We start from the raw sequence: 20,174 nt of genomic DNA on the forward strand, positions 1-20,174 counted from the left end.
TTGCGTGCCGTTAGCGACGCTCGTACGACAACGTCGCCGGGTCGCTGTTTCTGAAGACCGCGAACCACGGATCGATCAGGCCTCCGCCAACCGGAACGACGACGTCGCATTTCTTCGTGCGCGTGTCGCATCGGCGCAATTCGCCTGTCGTCTCCGCTGCGCTCCCAGAGATCGGAATGTACAGCTTTCCTTCGGGACCGAAGATCAGTGCCTGCGCGGATGCTCGGGGCTTATCGAAGTCGGATAGCGGCAAGGAGTCGACGACTTTCCCGCTCCTCACGTCGAACTTCAGAATGCGGTCGACGTTGTTCTTATCCAGCGGATCGGCGCTGCTGGTGGTATCGCGAAAACTCGTGACCCAGAGGTAGCCCTTGTCGTCGAACACCAAGCCTTCTGGCCGATGGAATCCGAACTTCAAGCCCTGACTTTGCACCGATGCATTGGTCGCAATTACCTTGTCCAGTTTATGGGTGTAGGGATTGAAGCGAAGGATGTACGCGAGCAGCGATAAGGGGTCCGTCGGCGCTACCGCCGGACAGCCGCGCGCCGCGACATACAGCATGCCGTCCGGCCCGAACACGACGCCACGCGGATAAAAGCCCGCCGCGATCCGACACGGTCCAGCGTGCGAACGAACGCGCCCGATTCGCTGTATTCCCGCACATCGCCTTCGTCCACCTTCGTGCAGGTTTGCCCGCTCTTGATGACGTTCGCGACGTAGTAATGGTCCGGCTGATAACCGTAATGCCAGTCGCGCGTGCCGCCGCCGAAAACGATGCCCTGCGGCGCATAAGGTACGTTTCGCGATTTTGGATTCACGAGGTACTGCTCGAACATGCCCGTGCGCCCATCCAGCTTGATGACGTCGCCGCTCGCCGCGGGATCTTCGCTGAAGTTTAGAATGCTGGCGATCAAGGAGGCGTCGTTGAAGATGATGCCCATGACGCCGTTCAACTCGCCACCGAAGGTAGAAGATGCGAAAACGCGCACGGCTCCGGTACGGAGGTCGACCTGCTTGATGGTGTCATCGTTCGTGTCATTCGGGTCGCCGATATCGCCGACGAAGATGCTCTCGCTTCTGTTGCCGCCTCCTCGCGAGAACGAGTCATCGGCTTGCGCCCAATGCGTCGTGAACATGCCGCCCGCGACGGCCGCACTCAAAAGTAAAGAACGAAGAATCTTCGACGCGAATACCGCTCTTGCGTGCCGCGTCTCGCTTGAGACCGGGAAAGCTGGTTTCATTGCCGCCTCCATGGATGAGCTTGATGTGTTCCTCGTATGCGCCACGGTCCGATCGCGCATCCGTGTCGCGACATGTGTGTACGGCCGTGGCTTTCATCGACGTCGCGTGCGGCGTCTGGTCTTGCTGAATTGCGCGGACAAAAGGAGAGGCGTGCTCGTGTCCATCGAGCAGCATGAATTCGTTTGGAGTCTGAAATATACCGAACGGTCGGATGCGCGGTTGCTTTCTGGCGCGCGCTGGGACGCTGGCGATGACCTGACTTAGCAGTCGGAACGAAGCGGAGTGCAAGGCAATGACAAGACGCTCGTCGGATGCGTCCGGTGGGTTTCGGGCACAGCCAATTCAGCGCGAATCTTCGAGCCATGCGGAATTCACAATTCAGACTTGCTTTGACCTCTGTATAGATTTTGGCTAACATCCAATCACTTGGTGTGTTCGCTTCGGCTTTTTGCAGCTCTCGTCCGCGCTTAAAAGTGCATATGCACTTTAGCCGGCCAACCTGGAACGGACGTGCTTAACCACGAAACAGGAGAGGCATCATGGGACAGCAACGAATCTTGGTTACGGCAGCGGCGGGCAAGACGGGCGTGCATATCGTTCAGAACCTCCTCGACAGCGGACATGCAGTCCGCGCGCTCGTGCGAACAGTGGATGCGCGCAGCGAGGCGCTTCGGCAGGCCGGGGCGGAAGTCGTCGTCGGAGACTTGCTCTCGCACGACGACGCCATTCGTGCGACGGATGGCGTCTCTGCCGCGTATCTCTGTTTTCCCGTGCGTCCGGGCTTCATCCAGGCGACCGCGTATTTCGCCGATGCAGCGCGTCGCAATGGACTCGATGTCGTCGTCAACATGTCGCAAATCTCCGCGCGAGAAGATTCGAAGAGCCACGCTGCGCGCGACCATTGGATTGCCGAGAGAGTGCTCGACTGGTCGGGCGTGCCGACGGTGCATATCCGTCCGACGTTTTTCTCCGAGTGGATGGTTTTTCCGTGGGTGCGCGATACGATCGTGCAGGACGGCAAGATTGCGCTGCCATTCGGCAACGGACGTCACGCGCCGATTGCCGCCGAAGATCAGGCGCGCTTCATCGCGACAGTGCTCGCGAAACCCGCAGGTCATATCGGCAAGACGTACGAGCTTTGCGGTCCCATCGAGCTGAGTCAGAAGGAAATTGCCGAGAAGATCGGCGCGGTGCTCGATCGCAAAGTCGTCTACGACCCGATGACGCTCGACGCTTATCGCGAGCATCTGAGCCAATACAAGTTGCCCGAATTCATGATCCAGCATTTCATCGAAGTGGCGGTGGACTATCAGAACGGCGTATTCGAAGGGCGCGACGAGATCATCGGCCGGGTCACCGGGAAGGCGCCGCAGACCGTCGAGGAATTTGTGGAAGCTAATCGTGCTGCGTTCGAAAAGCGCGACATTTAAGGTGCGTGCTCTGTAGCGTTGCCGTGGCGCGTTTAGCGTAAGAGCGCGTCACCGGCCCGCTTCAGCATCACGGACGTGTGCCGTTTCCAGATGTTCTGTGCATTCACGCGTCGCATGCGTTCCGACCCGTAGCGGTCTTTGGGTACGCTGGCTTATTCGCTGCAGAGCGCGTACCGCGTCGTCCGCGCCATCTACGGCCGAATAGCTTGAGTTTTGCAACCGGTCTAAATCGTTACCGGCCGACTGGCAGCGCAACGTATATGCGTCTTGCCAAACGACAGACATATTTAGGACGTTTAATAAAGTATCTTTCGTGCAGCTTGGTTACGATTGGGGTTCCGCTTGCTTTCGAACGACCGAGCCTGGTGGCTTCGGTTGTCGACAGCTTAAGTATCTGGCGACAGCATGTTTGCTGAAAGCGGACTGTCGCCCCACATAACCAGAAAAGGTTTGAAATGATCAAGATCGATCGCATTGCACTGGCACAATCGAATATCGCTGGCGGCGCTGTGAAGCAGGGCACGGGCACCGGCCCGTACTCGCCGAGCACGCCCGCCGCACCGACGCAAACGGGCACTGCCAGTTCCGTCATCATCGTCAACGGTCAGACGGTCATCAGTCAAAGCGTCACGTTTTAACGAACGCTGCGGCTGACAGTCGACAAAGGCGGATCGCACGATCCGCCTTCCTTCGAGTGTGTAACTGCCGTTCAACCTGCCTGCGCGGGTTGCACGCTGTCTTTCTGCCTGCGCTGCAGTTCCTGCGTCGTCTCGCCTTGACCGTTCGGCAACCAACCCGGCGGGCGAAGCACGAAGGAGACAGCATCCGAAACACGCTTTGCACCGGCCATGTCTTTTGCAAGGCTCACCCAGTGCTCCGTCTCCACGACGATCGGGTTATGCGAAGTGGTCGGCGTTGTCAGGCCGTAGCGGCAGGGTTCATCGGCGCGTTCCTCCACGTAAGTGCCGAACAGCCGGTCGAAGATAATCAGCACACCGCCGAAGTTGGCATCGAGGTAAGTGGCATTCGAAGCATGATGAACTCGGTGTGAAGAAGGCGTGTTGAACACGTATTCGAGCCAGCCGAGCTTGGGTATCCACGTAGCGTGCAACCAGAACTGATAGAGCAGATTGATGGACACGACGGCTATCACCACTTCCGGTTTGACGCCGAGCCACGAGAGCGGCGTGAAGAAGATGGCTGAGCCCGTGAGCTTGGTGGTCCAGCCGAGCCGATAAGCGGATGACAACGTCAACTGGTTCGGCGAGTGATGAACCGCGTGGCTCGCCCAGAAGAAGCGCACCGTATGCGCTATGCGGTGATACCAGTAGTAGCAAAACTCCTGGCCAATAAAGAGCAGGAAGATCGTCAGCATGTCGTTGGTCGCGACGGTATGAATACGGTGTTCCCATGCGAAATGAAACACAGGCGTTGCTAGCGAAAGCGGCAAAAATGCGAGCAGCTTTCGGCCGATCAGATCGGCGAGCGAGATCCAGAACTCGTGCCAGTCAAACGCGCGGTCGGTGCCTTTGTACTTGCCATGCAGTACGAACGCTTCGGTCATCGATGCAACAAGCACGATGGCCATCATGTACGTCGTGATTTTGCCGATCAATTCCATGATTTCACTCGGTTCCAGTGGGTTGCGAATGAAGTCACTTTAGCGATCGACTTCGTTGAAAACCATGCAGAAGTTATTTCGCGGGATGTCACGTCAACGACCTGCACCGGGCCTGCCGAAAAATCGAATTTAGATGCGCTTGCCTTTGGACAGCCGTCTGAATGTTGCGTCGCTACAAATTTTCCATGCGGTTAATGATAACGAATCGCATTTACCCTATAATGCCGGCGACAATAGAACAGACCGAACGTGCGTGAGCCTTTCGGCGTTCGCCAAAATAATCCCGCCCGGATTCCCCTTGCCCTGGGACGGTAATCGACCATCACCGACGTTCTGCCGATTCATGCCCGTGTTCCGTTCGAATTCCGCGCAGGCCTTGCCTGCCAAGGCGCTTGTTCATCGCGCCGCTATCGTTGCCGCTATCGCCGTCGTGTTTTCCGTGTCGGCCCAAGCTCAAACTGCCGACGCTCCATCCAGCACCGATAACAGTGCTTCTCCCGCCAACACTTTGCCTGCGGTCAAGGTTCAGGCTTCGAAAGAAGCGTTGCCCGGTTCGCTCGAACCGACTTATGCAGGCGGCCAAGTCGCGCGCGGCGCAAGTTTTGGCGTGCTCGGCCAGCAGAAGATGCTCGACGTGCCGTTCAGCATGACGACTTACACGTCCAAGCTGATCGAAGATCAACAAGCGCGCACTATCGGCGACGTGCTGATGAACGATCCGTCCGTGCGCACGTCTTACGGCTTCGGCAACTTCGCCGAGACCTACGTCATTCGCGGCTTCCAGTTGCAGGGCGACGATGTGTCGCTCAACGGTCTCTATGGCATCACGCCGCGCCAGCTCGTCGCGACCGACGCGCTCGAACGCGTCGATGTCTTCAAGGGCGCAAATGCGTTTCTGAATGGCGCATCGCCGGGCGGTTCGGCGGTGGGCGGTGGTTTGAATCTGCAGTTGAAGCGCGCGGACGATAAGCCGCTTACGCGCGTGACGGTGGAGGAAACCGCTTCGGGCGATTTCGGCGCGCATGTCGACGTGGGTCGCCGTTTCGGCAGCGAAGGGCAGTTCGGTATTCGCGTGAACCAGGCGAATCACGACGGCGAGACGAGTATCGACGGCGAACATCGGCGCGACAATACGACGGCCGTGTCGCTCGACTGGCGCGGCGAAAAGCTGCGTCTCTACGGCGATTTTCTGTATCAGCGCCAGCGCGTGAACGGCGGCCGGCCGACGGTCAACGACTCGGCGAACTACATCCCCGAGCCGCCCTCGGCCACGTATAACTATGCGCAGACGTGGAGCTATTCATCGCTCGAAGATACCGTCGGCATCCTGCGCGCGGAATACGATTTTCTGCCTGGCTGGACGGCTTACGTGACGGGCGGCACGCGTCACACCAACGAGCACGGGGAGTATTCGTCGCCCACGGTGAGCGCGACTGGCGTGACGGCCACGCGTCTCGGCGTGCCGCACCAGGAGGACAACACGTCGGCGGAAGCGGGTGTGCACGGTCATTTCAACACGGGACCGGTGTCGCATTTCGTGGCGGCGGGCGCGTCGATCGTACGGACGGATTCGCAGTCGGCCTACACGCTTTCCGGTTCGTTCCCGACGAGTCTGTATGACACGCCGCAAGTCGGCTATCCGGCTAACGCGTTCACGGGCGGCAATCTGCAAGATCCGCAGACCACCGCGCTGAATCTGCTGCGCAGCATTTCCGTGTCGGATACGCTCGGCTTCCTGAACGATCGCGTGCTCTTCACCATCGGCGCGCGGCACCAGGAATTGCTGTCGAATTCTTACTCGTACACCGGAGCGCAGACGGCGAACTATAACCAGTCCATCACGACGCCGGTCTTCGGCCTGGTCGTGAAGCCGTGGGAAAACGTGGCGCTGTTCGCGAATCGCAGCGAAGCACTGACCATCGGCGACACGGCGCCCAACACCGCGCTCAACTTCGGGCAGCAACTCGCGCCCGAGAAGTCGAAGCAATACGAAGTCGGCGCGAAGTACGACAACGGCAAGTACGGCGCATCGCTCGCGCTATTCCAGATCGAAAAGCCGATGACCTACACCAACACCGCGGGCTTCTTCGTCGCGGACGGTGACGAGCGCCATCGCGGCGTGGAGGCATCGGTGTACGGCGAGCCGGTAAAGGGCGTGCGCCTGATCGCGGGCGCGACTTACATCAACGCGACGCAGCAGGACACGGGCACGGCCGTGACCAACGGCAACAAGCCGATCGGCGTGCCGACCATGATGTTCAACCTGAACGCGGAATACGATGTGCCGATGCTGAACGGCCTCACGCTGACGGCGCGCTGGATCCACACGGGGTCGCAGTATCTGAACGTGAACAACACGTTGTCGATCCCGGCGTGGGATACCTTCGACCTCGGCGCGCGCTACTCGACGGCGGTTTTCGGCCGTCCGACGACCTTCCGCGCAAGCGTGCTCAACGTGGCGAACAAGTCTTATTGGTCGTCGACGAGCGGCGGGTATTTGCTGCAAGGCGCGCCGCGCACGGTGCTGTTGTCGATGACGACGGACTTCTGATGCTCACGTAAAAACGCCGCCGGTTCGCGATGGGACCGGCGGCGTTTTCGTTCGCGCGATGCACGTCAGGCAATCAGGCGTTCAGGCACTTATGCAGCGAAACCCGGCGTAGACGTACTGGTAATGCCCTTGAAACCAGTTGCGAAAACTTGGTCTCAACATGCATGCCGCGGTACGCGGTGAGCCGCCCTTCATGATGAAGTGCTTGCCGTCGAAGAAATTGGCCGAATAGCCGAGATAGAACGGGAAGGGCTCGAAGCCTTCGAGCGGCCCGAATACCGTCGAGGTCCATTCCCAGCCATTGCCAAACTGGCCTTCGACGCCAAAGCCGCTGCGATTCTCCGGATACGCCTGCACGGGTGAGGGGTCCCAGCGCCGGAAGTCGAAGTTGCCTTCCACTTCGTGCGGCGCGCCCTCCGCCGCGCGCTGCCATTGCGCCTCGCTCGGCAGCGCCTTGCCGGCCCAGCGCGCATAGGCGTTCGCCTCGGCATAACTCACGTACACCGGCCAGTCGAGCGGCAACTCGATTTCCTCGAACATCGTGCGCAGTCGCCAGCCATCGGAGCTGTCGCTTTCGGCGGGAATCCAGAACGCCGGATGCGCCACGCGTTGCTCCTCCTTCCACGCCCAGTCGGCATCGGTCCAATAGGCACGATTCCAGTAGCCGCCGGCATCGATGAAGCGCAAATAGTCGCCGTTCGTCACCATGTGGCGGTCGATCTCGAACGCAGGCACGTCCACGCGAACCTGGCCGAACTCGTTGTCCCAACCGAACATGCCGCCTTGGCGCGTCAGCCCGAGTGTCGCCGTTCCGGCCGGCACGCTCACCGTCTCGTGGGAAAGTTCACGTTCGGAGTTTCGCTGCGAAATCGCATTGGCCGGCGCGATTTTTCTATCGACTGGCAATTGATGCAGCATGTAGGCAAGCGTTTCGGCGTGCATCAGCCGATGTTCGATTACGACTTCCAGCAACTGCGCGGGCGATTCGTCGGCGGAAAGCGGCCGTGCGGCGATGGTCACCGGATCGAATTGCGCGTCGATATCCGCGCGCACGCGGTCGCGATACGCCCGCACTTCGGCGAGCGTGGGCCAGTCGGCGGGCTGATCGGTGGGCAAGCCGCCATCGACCGGATCGATGCCGAAAGCAAAGAGTTGGTCGTAGGCAGGATTGAAGTCCGGCAGGTCGAAGAGCCGTTTGTCCAGCAGATTACGGTCGAAGGCTTCGAGATGCCCGATGTAGAAAACGATGCGATGCCGTTCGGCAATCGGCCGGTCGTAAAGATGCTCCGGCTTGACGATATCGAACAATTCGTCGGTCACGCGACGCGCCTCGGCGAGCCGGTCGAGCAACGGGTGACGCAGGGAAGGTTCGCGATTCATGTCGCCCAATCTCCGTGGCTTAGCCAATCAGAAAGATTAAAGCGTAGCGAACCGCGTGCCAACTGAAAAATCCACGCGGTTTATGCGCGTTTTGTCTAACAATCGCGGCGCAAGGCGCGCCGCGCAAGGCTTTGCGTCAGATGCTGCGCAGGCGTTCGAAATCGTTGATGCGAATGGATTTGCCCTTCGCTTCGATGAGGCCGAGCTTGTCGAAACGCGAGAGCGTGCGGCTCACGGTTTCAAGCGTCATGCCGAGATAGCTACCGATATCGTCCCGCGTCATGCGCAACGTGAACTCCGCCGTGGCATACCCCCGCTTGGCGAGCCGCATGGATAGATCGAGCAGCAAGCGTGCAACGCGCTCTTCGGCGCGCAGCAGGCCGAGTTGCAGGACATGATCCGCCTCGCGATTGATAGCCTGTCCGAGCATGCGAAGCATCCGCTTTTGCAGGGTGTCGGTTTCGCGGCACATGCGCTCGAAAAGCGCATACGGAATGACACACACGGAACTGTCTTCGAGCGCGATCGCGTCGCAGGCATGCTCGCCTTCGCCGATACCGTCGAGCCCGAGCGCGTCGCCTGCCAGCAAGAGGCCCGTGACCTGTTCGCGTCCGCCTTCGCGGATGACCACGGTCTTGATCGACCCCGAGCGCAACGCGAACAGCGAATCGAACGGAGTGCCCGCACGGTAGAGCGCTTCGCCACGCCGCACCGAACGCGTAACCGAGATCACATGTTCGAGCTTGGCGATGTCACGAGCGTTCAGGCCTTCGGGCATGCAGAGATGGCGCATGGCGCAGGTCGAGCACTGAGCCAGATTGCGCCGTGAGGGAAAAATGTCGGACATGGCGGCCGCTTTTGTTGATGGATGACAAAAACCATTGTCCCATCGCGGGATTGTTAACCCTGGCGGCAAAATGCCGCGCATCCGTTTGCGCTAGTCCGTGGTCAGGCGCTCTCGTCGTCTTCCGCGCTGGCTGCCGAGGGAATCAGCAAAACGGGCAGCGTGGCTTGCCGCAGGCATCGCTCCGCAACGCTGCCAAGAAGCAGGCGCTGAAAGCCTTTGCGTCCGTGCGTGCCCATGATCAGCACATCGGCGTTGAAGTCGACGGCGGCCTTGGTGATGAGCATCGCAATGTCGTCGCTCGCGGTGGCCTCGACGGTCACGACCTGCCCTTCGATGCCGCGTTGCCTGAGCGCGTCCGCCGCCTGTCGAGCAAGGTCGGAGCCTTCCTCCGCCAGCGTTTTCTGCAACTGGCTCGGATCGTAGCCGGGCACGTCGAAATACACGGCCCCGCTCTCGACGACGTAATACGGCTGCACGACGGCCTGATGCGTGACAGCGAGATCGAGCGCGATTTCGAAGGCGCGCTGTGAAGTCCGGCTTCCGTCGATGGCGACGACAATGCGTTTGAACATGACGTTTTCCTCTTTCCCGGTCGATGTTTCACCGTGGATTGCACGGCGAGAAGGCGCTTCCAGCATAGCGCGCGAGTAGTCCGAAGACGTGCGGTTAATTTTGCGCTGGGTCGATCTGCCGCAAGCTAACCCGTACAATTCGTTTTTCTGACATCAGCGCCCGCTTAAAAATTCCACGGGCGTTCCTCCGACTCGTTTTCCCCAGCCCGCCGCATGACCGAAACCCAGCCGCCAGCACTCGCCTTCAGAACCGCGCTTTACGCGATGCTCGGCATCGGACTCGTCAACATGCTCGTGGCGCTCGATCAGACCGTGGTGAGCACCGCGCTGCCGTCTATCGTCGCGGAACTGCACGGCTTCGAGTATTACGCGTGGATCGCGAGCGCGTATCTGCTGGCGTCGGTGGTGACGGTGCCCGTGTTCGGACGTCTCGGCGATTACTTCGGCCGCAAGCGTTTCGTGATCGCCGCGGTGATCACGTTCACCGTGGCGTCGGTGCTGTGCGGACTCGCGCCGGACATGCTGTTTCTCGCGCTTGCGCGCGGCTTGCAGGGCGTGGGCGGCGGCATGATGGTCGGCACCGCGTTCGCCGCGATCCCCGATCTCTTCCCCGATCCGCGTGCCCGCGTGCGCTGGCAGGTGGTGCTGGCGGCGGCATACGGCATAGGCACGGCGGCGGGGCCGTCGCTCGGCGGCTGGATGAGTCAGCACTGGGGCTGGCGCTCGACCTTCCTCGTGAACTTGCCGGTCGGCGCGCTGGCGCTGTACTTCATCTGGGCGCATTTGCCGAATCTGCATCGGCCGCGTGAAGGTGGCGTGAAGATCGACTGGCCCGGCGCCGTGCTCGTCGCGCTCGTGCTCGGCGGTTTCCAGGCGTTGATCGAGGCACTGCCGAAGGGCGGACTGTCGGCTGGCAATCTCGCGCTCGGCGGCGCGGTGATCGTGGGCGCGGCGGCGCTTCTGATTTGCGAGCGGCGCGCGACGCATCCGATCATCCCGCTCGATATTTTTCGTGAGCCACAACTCGTCACGTTGTTCACGCTGTCGTTCCTCGCCGGCTTCGTCATGTTCTCGCTGATCTTCTTCGCGCCGCTTCTGCTGCAGGGCGGCTTCGGCCTTTCGCCGCAGGAGGCGGGGTTGCTCGCCACGCCGATTGCCGCGTGCATTGCGCTTGGCAGCTTCATCAACACGCGTATCGTCATTCATTTGCGCAAGCCGACGATGATCCTCACCATCGGCTTCACGCTGCTGATGCTGGCGTCGGTGGCGCTTGCCTTCGCGCAGGAAACGACGCCCTATTTGTATATCGAGCTGCCGATGGGCGCGGTCGGCATTGGTTTGGGCTTCGTGCTCAACAACATGAATATCTTCGGGCAGGAGATCGCGGGGCGCGAGCGTTTCGGCATTACGACGGCGCTCTTGCAGTCCACACGCATGGTCGGCGGCATGCTCGGAACGAGTATCGTCGGGACGATCGTCGCGCATCATTACGCGAGCGTGGTTTCGCGCACGATCAGCGTTCTGGGTACGAGCGCGGCGTCGCAGTGGCGGCCGCGTTTTATCGACCCGCGCATTCTCGTCGATGAAGCGTTGCGCGACACGCTGCTGTCCGAACTGCGCACGGCCGGGCTCGATGCTCCCGCGCTCTTCGATGCTGCCCGCGACGCGCTCGTGCAGTCCATTCACATCGGCGTGATGTTGACCGCAGTGGCCGCGCTGGTGGCGGCGTTGCTCGTGCGGCGGATTTCGCATATCACTTTTCGGCGGGCTGGGGCTTCGGCGAAAGACGCGGCGTAAGGCGCGGCGGTCAGGCTGAACGGCTGCCGCGCTCGAAGTACGATCGGTTGCGCCTTCCACGTTTGATACCTTTCTGGCGCCAGTGTGCTAGCTTTTCGACGCGATCACCGCAGCTACGACACGCGTCGCTCATGCATTCGCGGAACGCTTCCCTCGCGTCGCCGGTCACTGGAATCAAGACGCGCAGCGCCGCATGCGGCACGCTTACTGCGCCCGTTCGTCGACACGTTCATTGCCGCGCGCCCTCGGATTTAGTGAAAGAAGGCGCATCCGGCCTCATCGATACAAGGAGCTGACATGAAGATCACCGGCGAAATGCTGATCGGCGCATCGGCCGTACGAGGCACCGACGCCACGCTGCGCGCCTTCGATCCCGCACGCGACATCGAACTCGAACCCGTCTTCGGCGGTGGCGGCGACGCCGAAGTCGCGCGTGCCTGCGAACTCGCGGATGCCGCATTCGACGCGTATCGTCTCGCGCCGCTGGAAACCCGCGCGCAGTTTCTCGAAGCGATCGCGGACAACATCATCGCGCTCGGCGATACGCTGATCGACCGTGCGCACGCGGAATCCGCGTTGCCGAAGGCGCGAATCGAAGGCGAACGCGCGCGCACGGTCGGACAACTGCGGCTCTTCGCGTCGCTCGTGCGTGAAGGCCGATGGCTTGCCGCGACGCTCGATTCCGCCCAACCCGACAGAAAGCCGTTGCCGCGCTCCGATCTGCGTTTGCAAAAGATTCCGGTCGGTCCGGTTGCCGTGTTCGGCGCTAGCAATTTTCCGCTGGCGTTCTCGGTCGCGGGCGGCGACACGGCGTCGGCGCTCGCGGCGGGCTGTCCTGTCGTCGTTAAGTCGCATCCGGCTCATTTCGGCACGTCGGAACTCGTGGGACGCGCGATCCAGAAAGCCGTTGCCGACAGTGGCCTGCCCGAAGGCGTGTTCTCGCTGGTGGTCGGCGCGGGCAATGCCATCGGCGAGGCGCTGGTGGCGCATCCCGCGATCAAATCGGTTGGTTTCACGGGCTCGCGCCGCGGCGGCCTCGCGCTCGTGAACATCGCGGCGAAGCGCCCCGAGCCGATTCCCGTTTTCGCCGAAATGAGCAGCGTGAATCCGGTCTTCGCTTTGCCGGGCGCGCTCGCCAAGCGCGGCGATACGCTCGCTTCGGGCTATATCGATTCGGTGACATTGGGCGTCGGCCAGTTTTGTACGAATCCCGGCCTCGTGATCGCGCTGGCGGATTCCGATCTCGACGATTTCATCGATCACGCGGCGGCCGCGCTCGAAAAGAAGGACACGCAGACAATGCTGACCGCGGGCATCGCCGACGCCTACGCGAACGGCGTGAAGGAACGCGACGCGACGGGCGCGGAACGCATTGCAACGGGCAAGCAGGAAGGTGGCGCAGCTGGCAAGGGCGGCGCGTTGCCGGCGCTGTATCGCGTGACGGCGGAGCAGTTCTTGACCGTGCCGCAGCTCGCCGACGAGATTTTCGGGCCCACGTCGATCATCGTCGTGTGTCAGGGCGAGGACGAGATGATCGACGTCGCGCGTCGTTTGGAAGGCCAGTTGACCGCGACCTTGCTGATGGACAACGACGACATCGATCTCGCGCGCCGGCTCATGCCCGTGCTCGAACGCAAAGTGGGCCGCATTTTGGCGAACGGCTTTCCGACCGGCGTCGAGGTGTCGTATGCGATGGTGCACGGCGGTCCGTACCCGGCGACTTCCGACAGCCGTGCGACTTCGGTCGGCGCGATGGCAATCGAACGATTCCTCCGGCCGGTCTGCTATCAGGATTTGCCGGCAGCGCTCTTGCCCGAATCGCTTGCCGATGACAACCCGCTCAATCTCTGGCGCCTTCGCGATGGCGAGCTGGGACCGAATTGATCCACTTGAGCCAAACCGAGGAGACCCCAAGCATGACAAGCAACGAGCGCCGCTATCCCGACCCTGCCGTCCGCGTGCTGGACCCGCGCTTCAATGCGTTGAGGCTGGCATCGGCGTCGGTGGAATGTCTGTATCAGGGCGCGCGATGGTCGGAAGGCCCGGTCTGGTTCGGCGATGGCCGCTATCTGCTGTGGAGCGACATTCCGAACAACCGCATCCTGCGCTGGGACGAAGAAAGCGGGCAGGTCGGCGAATTCCGCAAGCCGTCGAATAATGCCAACGGCAACACGCGCGATCGCGAAGGGCGGCTCGTCACGTGCGAGCATCTCACGCGGCGCGTGACGCGCACCGAGTACGACGGTTCGATCACCGTGCTCGCGGATCGATACCAGGGCAAGCCGCTCAATTCGCCGAACGATGTGGTCGTGAAGTCGGACGGCTCGATCTGGTTCAGCGATCCGCCTTTCGGCATCGACGGCTATTACGAAGGCGAAAAGCAGACGGCGCAATTGAAGCCCGCGGTGTATCGCGTCGACGGCCAAAGCGGCGAGATCACGCTTGTGTTCGATGGCTTCATCGGGCCGAACGGGCTGGCTTTTTCGCCCGATGAGTCGGTGCTGTATGTCGTCGAATCGCGTTCGTCGCCACGCACGATTCACGCGTTCGATGTGCTCGACGACGGCCGGAAGCTAGGCGAACCGCGCCTCGTCATCGACGCCGCACGCGGTACGCCGGATGGCTTTCGCGTGGATATCCATGGCAATCTGTGGTGTGGCTGGGGTATGGGCGACGCGGAACTCGACGGCGTGCGCGTCTTCACGCCGCAAGGCGAGGCGATCGGACATATCGATTTGCCGGAGCGTTGCGCGAACGTGTGTTTTGGGGGAAGGCACCGCAACCGGCTGTTCATGGCGGCAAGTCACGGCTTGTACGCGCTTTATGTGAATACGCAGGGCGTAAAAGGCGGTTAAGCCATTCAGAATGCGCCGTGTGTGAGCGCGGCGCGTTCAAACCGATGCTTTCTTAAAACCTGAACGTGTCCCGGCATCGAGGGCAGGGCCTACGCGATTCAGGCTGTAGCGCGCAGCGGCATCCGCGAGACGAGATAGAGCGATGCCGCGAGCTTGCACACCAGCGCCGCACCGCAAATGACCGCGCCGGTCGGCAACGCATGCCATTGCAGGGCGATGGTCGGCGCCACGAACATAACCGACACGAACCCGAGCGCGACGGTCATCCAGCGCGCCCACTGCAGTCGCGCGGCGACGCACAGATAGAGCAAGCCGACAAGCAAGCGCGAGACAATCGACGCAGCAAGCGGATGACTCGACGCATCGCCGGGAAATCCAATCGCGATAGCTAGCGCGAGTTCGGCCCATGACAACGCGTACGCCGCGCCAAGGCACACGAGCGCGGATCTGAAGCGCTGTTCGGCCGCCGTGCGCGGCTCAGGAGGACGCGTGTTATCTGTTGGGACGGATGCGGCGGTGTCGCTCGCGTAGCTTTCGTAGGCTTCGATCGTGGCCATTTGTTCTTCCCCTTGGTCGCGCTTCAGTCGATTAACGCGTTATCCGCGCTGTCGTTCTCATGCCTGTTCTCAGGCGTTTTTTCGTTGCATGACATGAGCATACGGCGTGCCTGAGCGATTGACGTTCGTCGGAGGAACACGCGTTGCTCGCTGAACATCAGCTTTCACCACGACAGGAGCCGAACATGAGCAACCAGAAAGAGCAAAATCCTCACTCCGAGCGCGACGAGGAAGACGTCGACAAAGCCGTGGAAGATACTTTCCCGGCAAGCGACCCGCCAGCAACCGGCGGCGTCACGCGTATCGAGCCGGATGAAGAAAAAGATCAGAAGAAATAAAAAAGCCACGCTTCGCGCGTGGCTTTTAGTAGCGTGACGCCAGCGTGGCGTCGCGCTACGTTACGACTTGTCGATTTCGAATAGCCGCGAAGGCCGCATGTGATTCAGGGCGTAATGCTTACGGCCACGCAAGGTGTTGCCATGCGCGTCGCGGCTCACGTAAACCTGATTTTCCTCGACGGCGCGAATGCTTGGCGGCACCATCCCGCGGTCGATCACGCGGTAACCGCGATCTAGCGCCAGCAATATCCCGTTGCGACCCGGCCGGCTGTCGAATCCGCCAAAGCCGTCGCCTTGCTCGGCGACATGGTTGGCATGCGTCGCGTTCGAATTGATGACGGCATCCGGATCGGTGGCCTGCATCTGCTCATAGCGCTTCGCCTGAATGTTCTTGCCATCGGCATCGACGGTGTCGTCGAGGGTCTCGTCGTTGGCGACGTCGATGCCGCGAGGCCGCGACTCCGGCGTGCCGAGCGGTCCGATATTGCGGTCGGCGTGGCTCGCGCTTTCCTGCTTCGCGCCCGCACCCGCGCCCGCATGCGCCTCGCGGCCGGACTCGGCCTTCTTTGCATCGCTCATGTTCACGCGCGCAGTCTCTGCGCTCGGCGTCTTGATCGGGCTGTCGGCGGCGCGATCGGCTTGCTTGTCTTGCGACTCGTTGGATTCGGCGTTATTCATTTCCTGCTCCTTGGGAACTGGCTAAACCGTTTTCCCTCACGCAAGACTTGTTCCGGAAATTTGGCGACGGAACTCAAGCCCTTGCAGGCGGGACACTCAATCGTCATCGAATTTTTAAGGCTTTTTTTTCAATGCCAAGCGGATTTCCTGCAAGTATTATTTGGAACCTGCTGGCAGCAAAGCGCGAATGCGGGACGCGAGCAACAAGGAGGGCGTGTCCAGTACGGCTGCTGGTTGAGCAAGTCATACGAACGAGCAGGGCACTTCACACAGGTGACTCATGCAACAAGATGCAGCCTTTTCACATCGAGGCTATCTACTCAACTGTGCGCCAGCCAGGACGGGGGATGGCAATTATCAGCCGTACGTCGTGATCTCGCGGTCCAGCGACGGCGAGCTCGTTGCGAACCGTTTCTTCCCTGCGGACTTGCGATTTCGCAACGAGGGGGAAGCCATCGCGCACGGCCGCGATTGGGCCGTCCGATGGATTGACGCAAGTCACGTTACAGTCTAATCCGCGGGCCGGACACGCAGCACGCTTGCGCAAAACCGTTTACGCTTAGTGTTCATCCGCCGCCGCTGCGTGGCCTCCGAACGCCAGCCCAGAAGACATGCAGAACAAGTCCTTACCCGAGCAGGCAGCGCCATCCGATTCTTCCACTCACGCGCCCCACGAATGGGGTTTGTCGCGCATCGTCGCTGACTTACGCCAATCGCGCGAGGAACTGCATCGCACGCGGCATCCGCTTGGCATACGTGAGTTGCCTTCGCGCGAGGCGATCGTGAGGATCGTCAACGGCCTGCGCTCCGCGCTCTTTCCCACGCACTACGGCGCGCCCGATCTGACCGATGAAAGCGTCGACTACTATGTCGGCCAGACGCTGGAAACCACCCTGCGTCTCTTGCATGAGCAGATTCGCCGCGCGCTGCGCTTCTTGCCCGAGCATCGTGAGACGGGCGAAGCGGAGGTCACGGCGCAAGCGTTCGCCATTGCGCGCGAGTTCGGCTCGCAGTTGCCGGAGATTCGCGCGCTGCTCGTCAGCGACATTCAGGCTGCCTTCACGGGCGACCCCGCCGCGCAGCACATCACCGAGATTCTGCTGTGCTATCCCGGCATCTGGGCGATGACGCATCACCGGCTCGCGCATGCGTTGCATCGGTTGGGCGTGCCGCTGCTCGCGCGCTTCATCAATGAGATCGCGCATTCGCTGACGGGTATCGACATTCATCCGGGCGCGACCATCGGGCCGAGCTTCTTCATCGATCACGGCACGGGCGTGGTGATCGGCGAAACGGCCGTGATCGGCCGGCATGTGCGCGTGTATCAGGCCGTGACGCTGGGCGCAAAGAGCTTTCCCTCCAGCAGCGACGGCGTGCTCGTGAAAGGCAACGCGCGGCATCCGGTTGTCGAGGACGATGTCGTGATCTACGCGGGCGCGACCATTCTCGGGCGCGTGGTCATCGGCAAGGGCTCGGTAATCGGCGGCAACGTTTGGCTCACGCACAGCGTGCCGCCGGGCAGCAGCGTTTCGCAGGGCAAGATCCGCGAAGGCAGCGGCGCCGATTCACCGGGCAACGGTTACGGCGCTTGATAGCTCTAAGTGTTCGAGACGTTGAACACGCTTTGAGTGCCGACGATAGACAAGAACTCACGCCGCGTCGATGGGTCGTCGCGGAACGAGCCAAGCATGCGCGATGTAACCATCGACACGCCCGCCTTGTGCACGCCGCGCGTCGACATGCATTGATGCGCGGCTTCCAGAATCACGCCGACACCGAGCGGTTGCAGCACTTCGTTGAGCGTATCGGCAATCTGCGCGGTCATCTTCTCTTGAATCTGAAGGCGCTTGGCGAAGGCGTCGACCAGACGCGCGAGCTTGGAAATGCCGACCACGCGTTCTCGGGGCAGATACGCGACGTGCGCCCGCCCGATGATCGGCACCATGTGATGCTCGCAATAGCTCTCGAAGCGGATGTCCTTCAGGACGATCATCTCGTCGTAGCCCTGCACTTCGGAAAAAGTGCGGGCAAGGATTTCATGGGGGTCTTGCTGATAGCCGGCGAAGAACTCTTCATACGACCGCACGACACGCGCCGGGGTGTCGAGCAGGCCTTCGCGACGCGGGTCGTCGCCCGCCCAGCGCAAGAGAACGCGCACGGCGGCTTCGGCTTCCTCGCGGGACGGACGATCGGCCGGTTTAGCGTGGATGTCCGAATCGGAAAAATGGGTTTTGCGCGGGGCGCTCATTATTAGCTCCTTTCACATCGAAAGTGCGGATAGCACCCCTGTATTGTTCCATGTTTTCGGACCCTATCAGGGGTCAGGTCTTTCCTCCACCGTCGATGCCTGAGCCCGTCCGCCAGACTTGCTTGCCGTCTTCGGTGAGCGTGCCGCTACTGTTGTCCTTGTCAGGCTCGGTGCCCGGTTCGGCCAGATGGCCGCCCGGTTGCTCCTGCGCAGGCTGCTTCTCGCCCTTGCGCTGCTCGATGCGCTCATCTTGCGAACGTCCCGCGTAATTGTTGCTGCCTGCATTAGTCATGGCGCTTCTCCTCGATTAAGTTACGACCAGAAGCGCGCAAGAGCTATACCTAAGCGGGTTTGTTTTCCGCGCCGCCAACCACCATCCACGACACGCCGAACTTGTCCTGCACCATGCCGAAGCGCTTGGCGAAGAACGTCTGCGTGAGTGGCATCTGCACCTGTCCGCCGTCCGATAGTGCGTGGAAGAACTTTTCGGCTTCCTGCTCGTCCTCCGTGGAAATGGACAGCGACACGCCCTGGAAATTCGGCTTGCCGCTGCACATGCCGTCGGACGCCATCAGCATGGACTGGCCCACTGTAAAGGCCACATGCATGACCTTGTCTTCCGATCCGGGCGGCATGCCGCAACCGCTCGCGGCCTGGTTGCCGCCACCGGATTTGCCGGCGTCAGGGTTGTCGCGAAAGCGCATCATCATCAGCACTTGTGCGCCGAGACTCTCGCGATAAAACGTGATCGCTTCTTCGCAGCGGCCTTCGAAGAACAAATAGGGTTGCACTTGCATGTCTGCTCCTTGAGTAATGCGTGAGTTGCCAGGTGAATTACTGGGACTCGTCGGGGTCCATGTCCATTGTCAATGGCACCGACGCGTGTTCGTGCACGACGCGCCAGTCGCCGTCGATTCTTCTGAAGCACACGGTTGCACGCACGACGTCGTCGCGCCCGCCCGCGGCCACGCGATTCACCGCATGCGCGAACGCGAGATCGCCGCTGACCGCCACGTGCAGATCGCGCACCTCGAACACGAGCGGGCCGCTGATGCTGTCGAACCAGCGCTGCCAATGCTCGCGATACAGCTCGACGCCTTTGAAGGATGCAGGCGGCACGACATCGAACACGACGACATCCACCGCGTAATGAGTCACCAGCGCAGCAGCGTCTTTTGCAAGCACGGCCTGACGCCACGATTCCGTGAGTTCACGGATGCGTGCTTCATCTTGCGCACGTTCGTTCTTGGCGACCATGACCTTCTCCTCGATGACGTTGAACCTGAGTCGTGACAATGCAACGACACAGCCTTTGCTTCAGGCGATATTTTTGTTTGTGTACACCGTCCACAAAAAATAGCAGAGATAATGGACAGTGTCCACATAGGTAAAGCCTCGCTTATAAAAATGACAAAAGCCAAGCCGCGCAGCACGTATCGACATGGCGATTTGCGCCGCGCAATGATCGATGCCGGCATTGCGCTCGCACGCGACGGCGGGCCGGACGCCATCGTGCTGCGCGAAGTCACGCGGCGCGCGGGCGTGGTGCCGAACGCCGCGTATCGTCACTTCGGAAGCAGGCAGGAGTTGTTGACGGCCGTGCGTTCCGCGGCGTTATCGGCGGTCGCGCAAGCAATGGAGGAAGAACTCGCCGCGCGGCCGAAAAAGCGCAAGCGTGCCGATGCCGCGAAGGCGGGGCTACGCGCGGTCGGCGTGGGTTATCTGCGTTTCGCGCAGACCGAGACGGGTCTCTTTCGCACCGCGTTCACCGCGCCGCCAACCGAGTGGGGCGAGCATGAAGCCTCGTATGGCGTGGGGCCGGGCGGGCTCGATCCCTTTCAGTTGCTGAGCCGCGCACTCGATGAGATGGTGGATGCCGGCGCGCTCGATCCGTCAAGCCGGCCAGAAGCCGAGTATCTCGCGTGGAGCGCGGTGCATGGCTTCGCGCTCTTGCTGATCGAAGGGCCGTTGCAGGGATTGCCCGGCAAAGCCATCGAACCGCTTGCCGAGCGCTTGCTCACGATGGTGGAGAACGGTTTGTAATCGCCATGAAAAAA

Annotated in this window: 22 protein-coding genes; 10 read left to right on the top strand and 12 right to left on the bottom strand. The window is 61.3% G+C overall.

Annotation, left to right across the window (positions count from 1 at the left end; genetic code table 11):
* Positions 1–10: 10 nt before the first annotated feature.
* Together NCT03_RS16610 and NCT03_RS16615 are read right to left on the bottom strand one after the other, a co-directional pair.
* Positions 11–580 (bottom strand): NHL repeat-containing protein, encoded by a 570-nt coding sequence (locus NCT03_RS16610; RefSeq protein ID WP_250493180.1) that lies wholly within the window; start codon positions 578–580, stop codon positions 11–13.
* Positions 526–1,242, bottom strand: a complete 717-nt coding sequence (locus NCT03_RS16615) for a hypothetical protein (RefSeq protein ID WP_250493181.1) — start codon at positions 1,240–1,242, stop codon at positions 526–528. The genes NCT03_RS16610 and NCT03_RS16615 overlap by 55 nt, the downstream gene beginning before the upstream one ends.
* 540 nt (positions 1,243–1,782) lie before the next feature.
* Here NCT03_RS16615 and NCT03_RS16620 point away from each other — a divergent pair.
* Positions 1,783–2,673: an NmrA family NAD(P)-binding protein gene (locus NCT03_RS16620; protein ID WP_250493182.1), complete on the top strand. Its 891-nt coding sequence runs from the start codon at positions 1,783–1,785 to the stop codon at positions 2,671–2,673.
* Positions 2,674–3,128: 455 nt separating this feature from the next.
* Entirely contained in the window at positions 3,129–3,311 is a 183-nt protein-coding gene (locus NCT03_RS16625) for a hypothetical protein (protein ID WP_250466609.1), read from the top strand.
* Between the two features lie 71 nt (positions 3,312–3,382).
* On the opposite strand, the gene NCT03_RS16630 is transcribed toward NCT03_RS16625, so the two are convergent.
* On the bottom strand, positions 3,383–4,294 hold the full coding sequence (locus tag NCT03_RS16630; RefSeq protein ID WP_250493183.1) for a sterol desaturase family protein: 912 nt from the start codon (positions 4,292–4,294) through the stop codon (positions 3,383–3,385).
* Positions 4,295–4,637: 343 nt separating this feature from the next.
* On the opposite strand from NCT03_RS16630, the gene NCT03_RS16635 reads away from it, so the two are divergent.
* Positions 4,638–6,845 (top strand): TonB-dependent receptor, encoded by a 2,208-nt coding sequence (locus NCT03_RS16635; protein ID WP_250493184.1) that lies wholly within the window; start codon positions 4,638–4,640, stop codon positions 6,843–6,845.
* 81 nt (positions 6,846–6,926) lie between these two features.
* Here NCT03_RS16635 and NCT03_RS16640 read toward each other — a convergent pair whose 3' ends face one another.
* The 3 genes from NCT03_RS16640 to NCT03_RS16650 form a co-directional block, all read right to left on the bottom strand.
* Positions 6,927–8,225 (bottom strand): SUMF1/EgtB/PvdO family nonheme iron enzyme, encoded by a 1,299-nt coding sequence (locus tag NCT03_RS16640; protein ID WP_250493185.1) that lies wholly within the window; start codon positions 8,223–8,225, stop codon positions 6,927–6,929.
* A gap of 136 nt (positions 8,226–8,361) precedes the next feature.
* On the bottom strand, positions 8,362–9,072 hold the full coding sequence (locus tag NCT03_RS16645) for a helix-turn-helix domain-containing protein (protein WP_244828680.1): 711 nt from the start codon (positions 9,070–9,072) through the stop codon (positions 8,362–8,364).
* A gap of 101 nt (positions 9,073–9,173) precedes the next feature.
* Complete coding sequence (locus tag NCT03_RS16650; RefSeq protein WP_250493186.1) at positions 9,174–9,644, bottom strand: universal stress protein; 471 nt, start codon at positions 9,642–9,644, stop codon at positions 9,174–9,176.
* Between the two features lie 213 nt (positions 9,645–9,857).
* Here NCT03_RS16650 and NCT03_RS16655 point away from each other — a divergent pair, with 213 nt between their 5' ends.
* The 3 genes from NCT03_RS16655 to NCT03_RS16665 all read left to right on the top strand — a co-directional run bounded on the left by NCT03_RS16655 (position 9,858) and on the right by NCT03_RS16665 (position 14,296).
* A complete protein-coding gene (locus NCT03_RS16655; RefSeq protein ID WP_502800380.1) occupies positions 9,858–11,441 on the top strand; it encodes an MFS transporter in 1,584 nt (527 codons plus the stop codon).
* Between the two features lie 297 nt (positions 11,442–11,738).
* Positions 11,739–13,325 (top strand): aldehyde dehydrogenase (NADP(+)), encoded by a 1,587-nt coding sequence (locus tag NCT03_RS16660; RefSeq protein WP_250493187.1) that lies wholly within the window; start codon positions 11,739–11,741, stop codon positions 13,323–13,325.
* A gap of 32 nt (positions 13,326–13,357) precedes the next feature.
* Positions 13,358–14,296, top strand: coding sequence for an SMP-30/gluconolactonase/LRE family protein (locus NCT03_RS16665; RefSeq protein WP_250493188.1), 939 nt, complete (start codon positions 13,358–13,360; stop codon positions 14,294–14,296).
* A gap of 98 nt (positions 14,297–14,394) precedes the next feature.
* Here the strand turns inward: NCT03_RS16665 and NCT03_RS16670 are convergent, their stop codons facing one another.
* Entirely contained in the window at positions 14,395–14,853 is a 459-nt protein-coding gene (locus NCT03_RS16670) for a hypothetical protein (RefSeq protein WP_250493189.1), read from the bottom strand.
* Positions 14,854–15,038: 185 nt separating this feature from the next.
* Here NCT03_RS16670 and NCT03_RS16675 point away from each other — a divergent pair, with 185 nt between their 5' ends.
* On the top strand, positions 15,039–15,191 hold the full coding sequence (locus NCT03_RS16675; protein WP_244828674.1) for a hypothetical protein: 153 nt from the start codon (positions 15,039–15,041) through the stop codon (positions 15,189–15,191).
* A 60-nt stretch (positions 15,192–15,251) separates the two neighbouring features.
* On the opposite strand, the gene NCT03_RS16680 is transcribed toward NCT03_RS16675, so the two are convergent.
* On the bottom strand, positions 15,252–15,869 hold the full coding sequence (locus tag NCT03_RS16680; RefSeq protein ID WP_250493190.1) for a DUF3005 domain-containing protein: 618 nt from the start codon (positions 15,867–15,869) through the stop codon (positions 15,252–15,254).
* 280 nt (positions 15,870–16,149) lie between these two features.
* Between NCT03_RS16680 and NCT03_RS16685 the strand changes: the two genes are divergently transcribed.
* Complete coding sequence (locus tag NCT03_RS16685) at positions 16,150–16,383, top strand: DUF6566 family protein (RefSeq protein WP_244828671.1); 234 nt, start codon at positions 16,150–16,152, stop codon at positions 16,381–16,383.
* Positions 16,384–16,480: 97 nt separating this feature from the next.
* Entirely contained in the window at positions 16,481–17,461 is a 981-nt protein-coding gene (gene epsC, locus NCT03_RS16690) for a serine O-acetyltransferase EpsC (RefSeq protein ID WP_250466620.1), read from the top strand.
* A gap of 5 nt (positions 17,462–17,466) precedes the next feature.
* Here the strand turns inward: epsC and folE are convergent, their stop codons facing one another.
* From folE to NCT03_RS16710, 4 genes are all read right to left on the bottom strand, one after another.
* Positions 17,467–18,117 carry a GTP cyclohydrolase I FolE gene (folE, locus tag NCT03_RS16695; protein ID WP_244828667.1) on the bottom strand — a complete coding sequence of 217 codons (651 nt, stop codon included), beginning with the start codon at positions 18,115–18,117 and terminating at the stop codon, positions 17,467–17,469.
* A 73-nt stretch (positions 18,118–18,190) separates the two neighbouring features.
* Positions 18,191–18,409, bottom strand: a complete 219-nt coding sequence (locus NCT03_RS16700; RefSeq protein WP_250493191.1) for a hypothetical protein — start codon at positions 18,407–18,409, stop codon at positions 18,191–18,193.
* A 49-nt stretch (positions 18,410–18,458) separates the two neighbouring features.
* On the bottom strand, positions 18,459–18,914 hold the full coding sequence (locus NCT03_RS16705) for a VOC family protein (RefSeq protein ID WP_250493192.1): 456 nt from the start codon (positions 18,912–18,914) through the stop codon (positions 18,459–18,461).
* 37 nt (positions 18,915–18,951) lie between these two features.
* The gene (locus NCT03_RS16710; protein WP_250493193.1) at positions 18,952–19,374 is read right to left on the bottom strand and encodes a YybH family protein; all 423 of its coding nucleotides are present in this window, start codon (positions 19,372–19,374) and stop codon (positions 18,952–18,954) included.
* A 150-nt stretch (positions 19,375–19,524) separates the two neighbouring features.
* On the opposite strand from NCT03_RS16710, the gene NCT03_RS16715 reads away from it, so the two are divergent.
* Positions 19,525–20,160: a TetR/AcrR family transcriptional regulator gene (locus tag NCT03_RS16715; protein WP_244828656.1), complete on the top strand. Its 636-nt coding sequence runs from the start codon at positions 19,525–19,527 to the stop codon at positions 20,158–20,160.
* Positions 20,161–20,174 lie beyond the last annotated feature (14 nt).

The organism is Caballeronia sp. GAWG1-1, assembly GCF_023631465.1.
Classification (GTDB): Bacteria; Pseudomonadota; Gammaproteobacteria; order Burkholderiales; family Burkholderiaceae; genus Caballeronia.

Coding starts and splice junctions, on each gene's coding strand:
- NCT03_RS16710 (WP_250493193.1), bottom strand. CDS start 19,374: ATGGTCGCCAAGAACGAACGTGCGCAAGATGAAGCACGCATCCGTGAA.
- NCT03_RS16625 (WP_250466609.1), top strand. CDS start 3,129: ATGATCAAGATCGATCGCATTGCACTGGCACAATCGAATATCGCTGGC.
- NCT03_RS16630 (WP_250493183.1), bottom strand. CDS start 4,294: ATGGAATTGATCGGCAAAATCACGACGTACATGATGGCCATCGTGCTT.
- NCT03_RS16685 (WP_244828671.1), top strand. CDS start 16,150: ATGCAACAAGATGCAGCCTTTTCACATCGAGGCTATCTACTCAACTGT.
- NCT03_RS16680 (WP_250493190.1), bottom strand. CDS start 15,869: ATGAATAACGCCGAATCCAACGAGTCGCAAGACAAGCAAGCCGATCGC.
- NCT03_RS16660 (WP_250493187.1), top strand. CDS start 11,739: ATGAAGATCACCGGCGAAATGCTGATCGGCGCATCGGCCGTACGAGGC.
- NCT03_RS16665 (WP_250493188.1), top strand. CDS start 13,358: ATGACAAGCAACGAGCGCCGCTATCCCGACCCTGCCGTCCGCGTGCTG.
- NCT03_RS16640 (WP_250493185.1), bottom strand. CDS start 8,225: ATGAATCGCGAACCTTCCCTGCGTCACCCGTTGCTCGACCGGCTCGCC.
- NCT03_RS16715 (WP_244828656.1), top strand. CDS start 19,525: ATGACAAAAGCCAAGCCGCGCAGCACGTATCGACATGGCGATTTGCGC.
- NCT03_RS16650 (WP_250493186.1), bottom strand. CDS start 9,644: ATGTTCAAACGCATTGTCGTCGCCATCGACGGAAGCCGGACTTCACAG.
- NCT03_RS16670 (WP_250493189.1), bottom strand. CDS start 14,853: ATGGCCACGATCGAAGCCTACGAAAGCTACGCGAGCGACACCGCCGCA.
- folE (WP_244828667.1), bottom strand. CDS start 18,117: ATGAGCGCCCCGCGCAAAACCCATTTTTCCGATTCGGACATCCACGCT.
- NCT03_RS16675 (WP_244828674.1), top strand. CDS start 15,039: ATGAGCAACCAGAAAGAGCAAAATCCTCACTCCGAGCGCGACGAGGAA.
- epsC (WP_250466620.1), top strand. CDS start 16,481: ATGCAGAACAAGTCCTTACCCGAGCAGGCAGCGCCATCCGATTCTTCC.
- NCT03_RS16655 (WP_502800380.1), top strand. CDS start 9,858: ATGACCGAAACCCAGCCGCCAGCACTCGCCTTCAGAACCGCGCTTTAC.
- NCT03_RS16635 (WP_250493184.1), top strand. CDS start 4,638: ATGCCCGTGTTCCGTTCGAATTCCGCGCAGGCCTTGCCTGCCAAGGCG.
- NCT03_RS16645 (WP_244828680.1), bottom strand. CDS start 9,072: ATGTCCGACATTTTTCCCTCACGGCGCAATCTGGCTCAGTGCTCGACC.
- NCT03_RS16705 (WP_250493192.1), bottom strand. CDS start 18,914: ATGCAAGTGCAACCCTATTTGTTCTTCGAAGGCCGCTGCGAAGAAGCG.
- NCT03_RS16700 (WP_250493191.1), bottom strand. CDS start 18,409: ATGACTAATGCAGGCAGCAACAATTACGCGGGACGTTCGCAAGATGAG.
- NCT03_RS16615 (WP_250493181.1), bottom strand. CDS start 1,242: ATGAAACCAGCTTTCCCGGTCTCAAGCGAGACGCGGCACGCAAGAGCG.
- NCT03_RS16620 (WP_250493182.1), top strand. CDS start 1,783: ATGGGACAGCAACGAATCTTGGTTACGGCAGCGGCGGGCAAGACGGGC.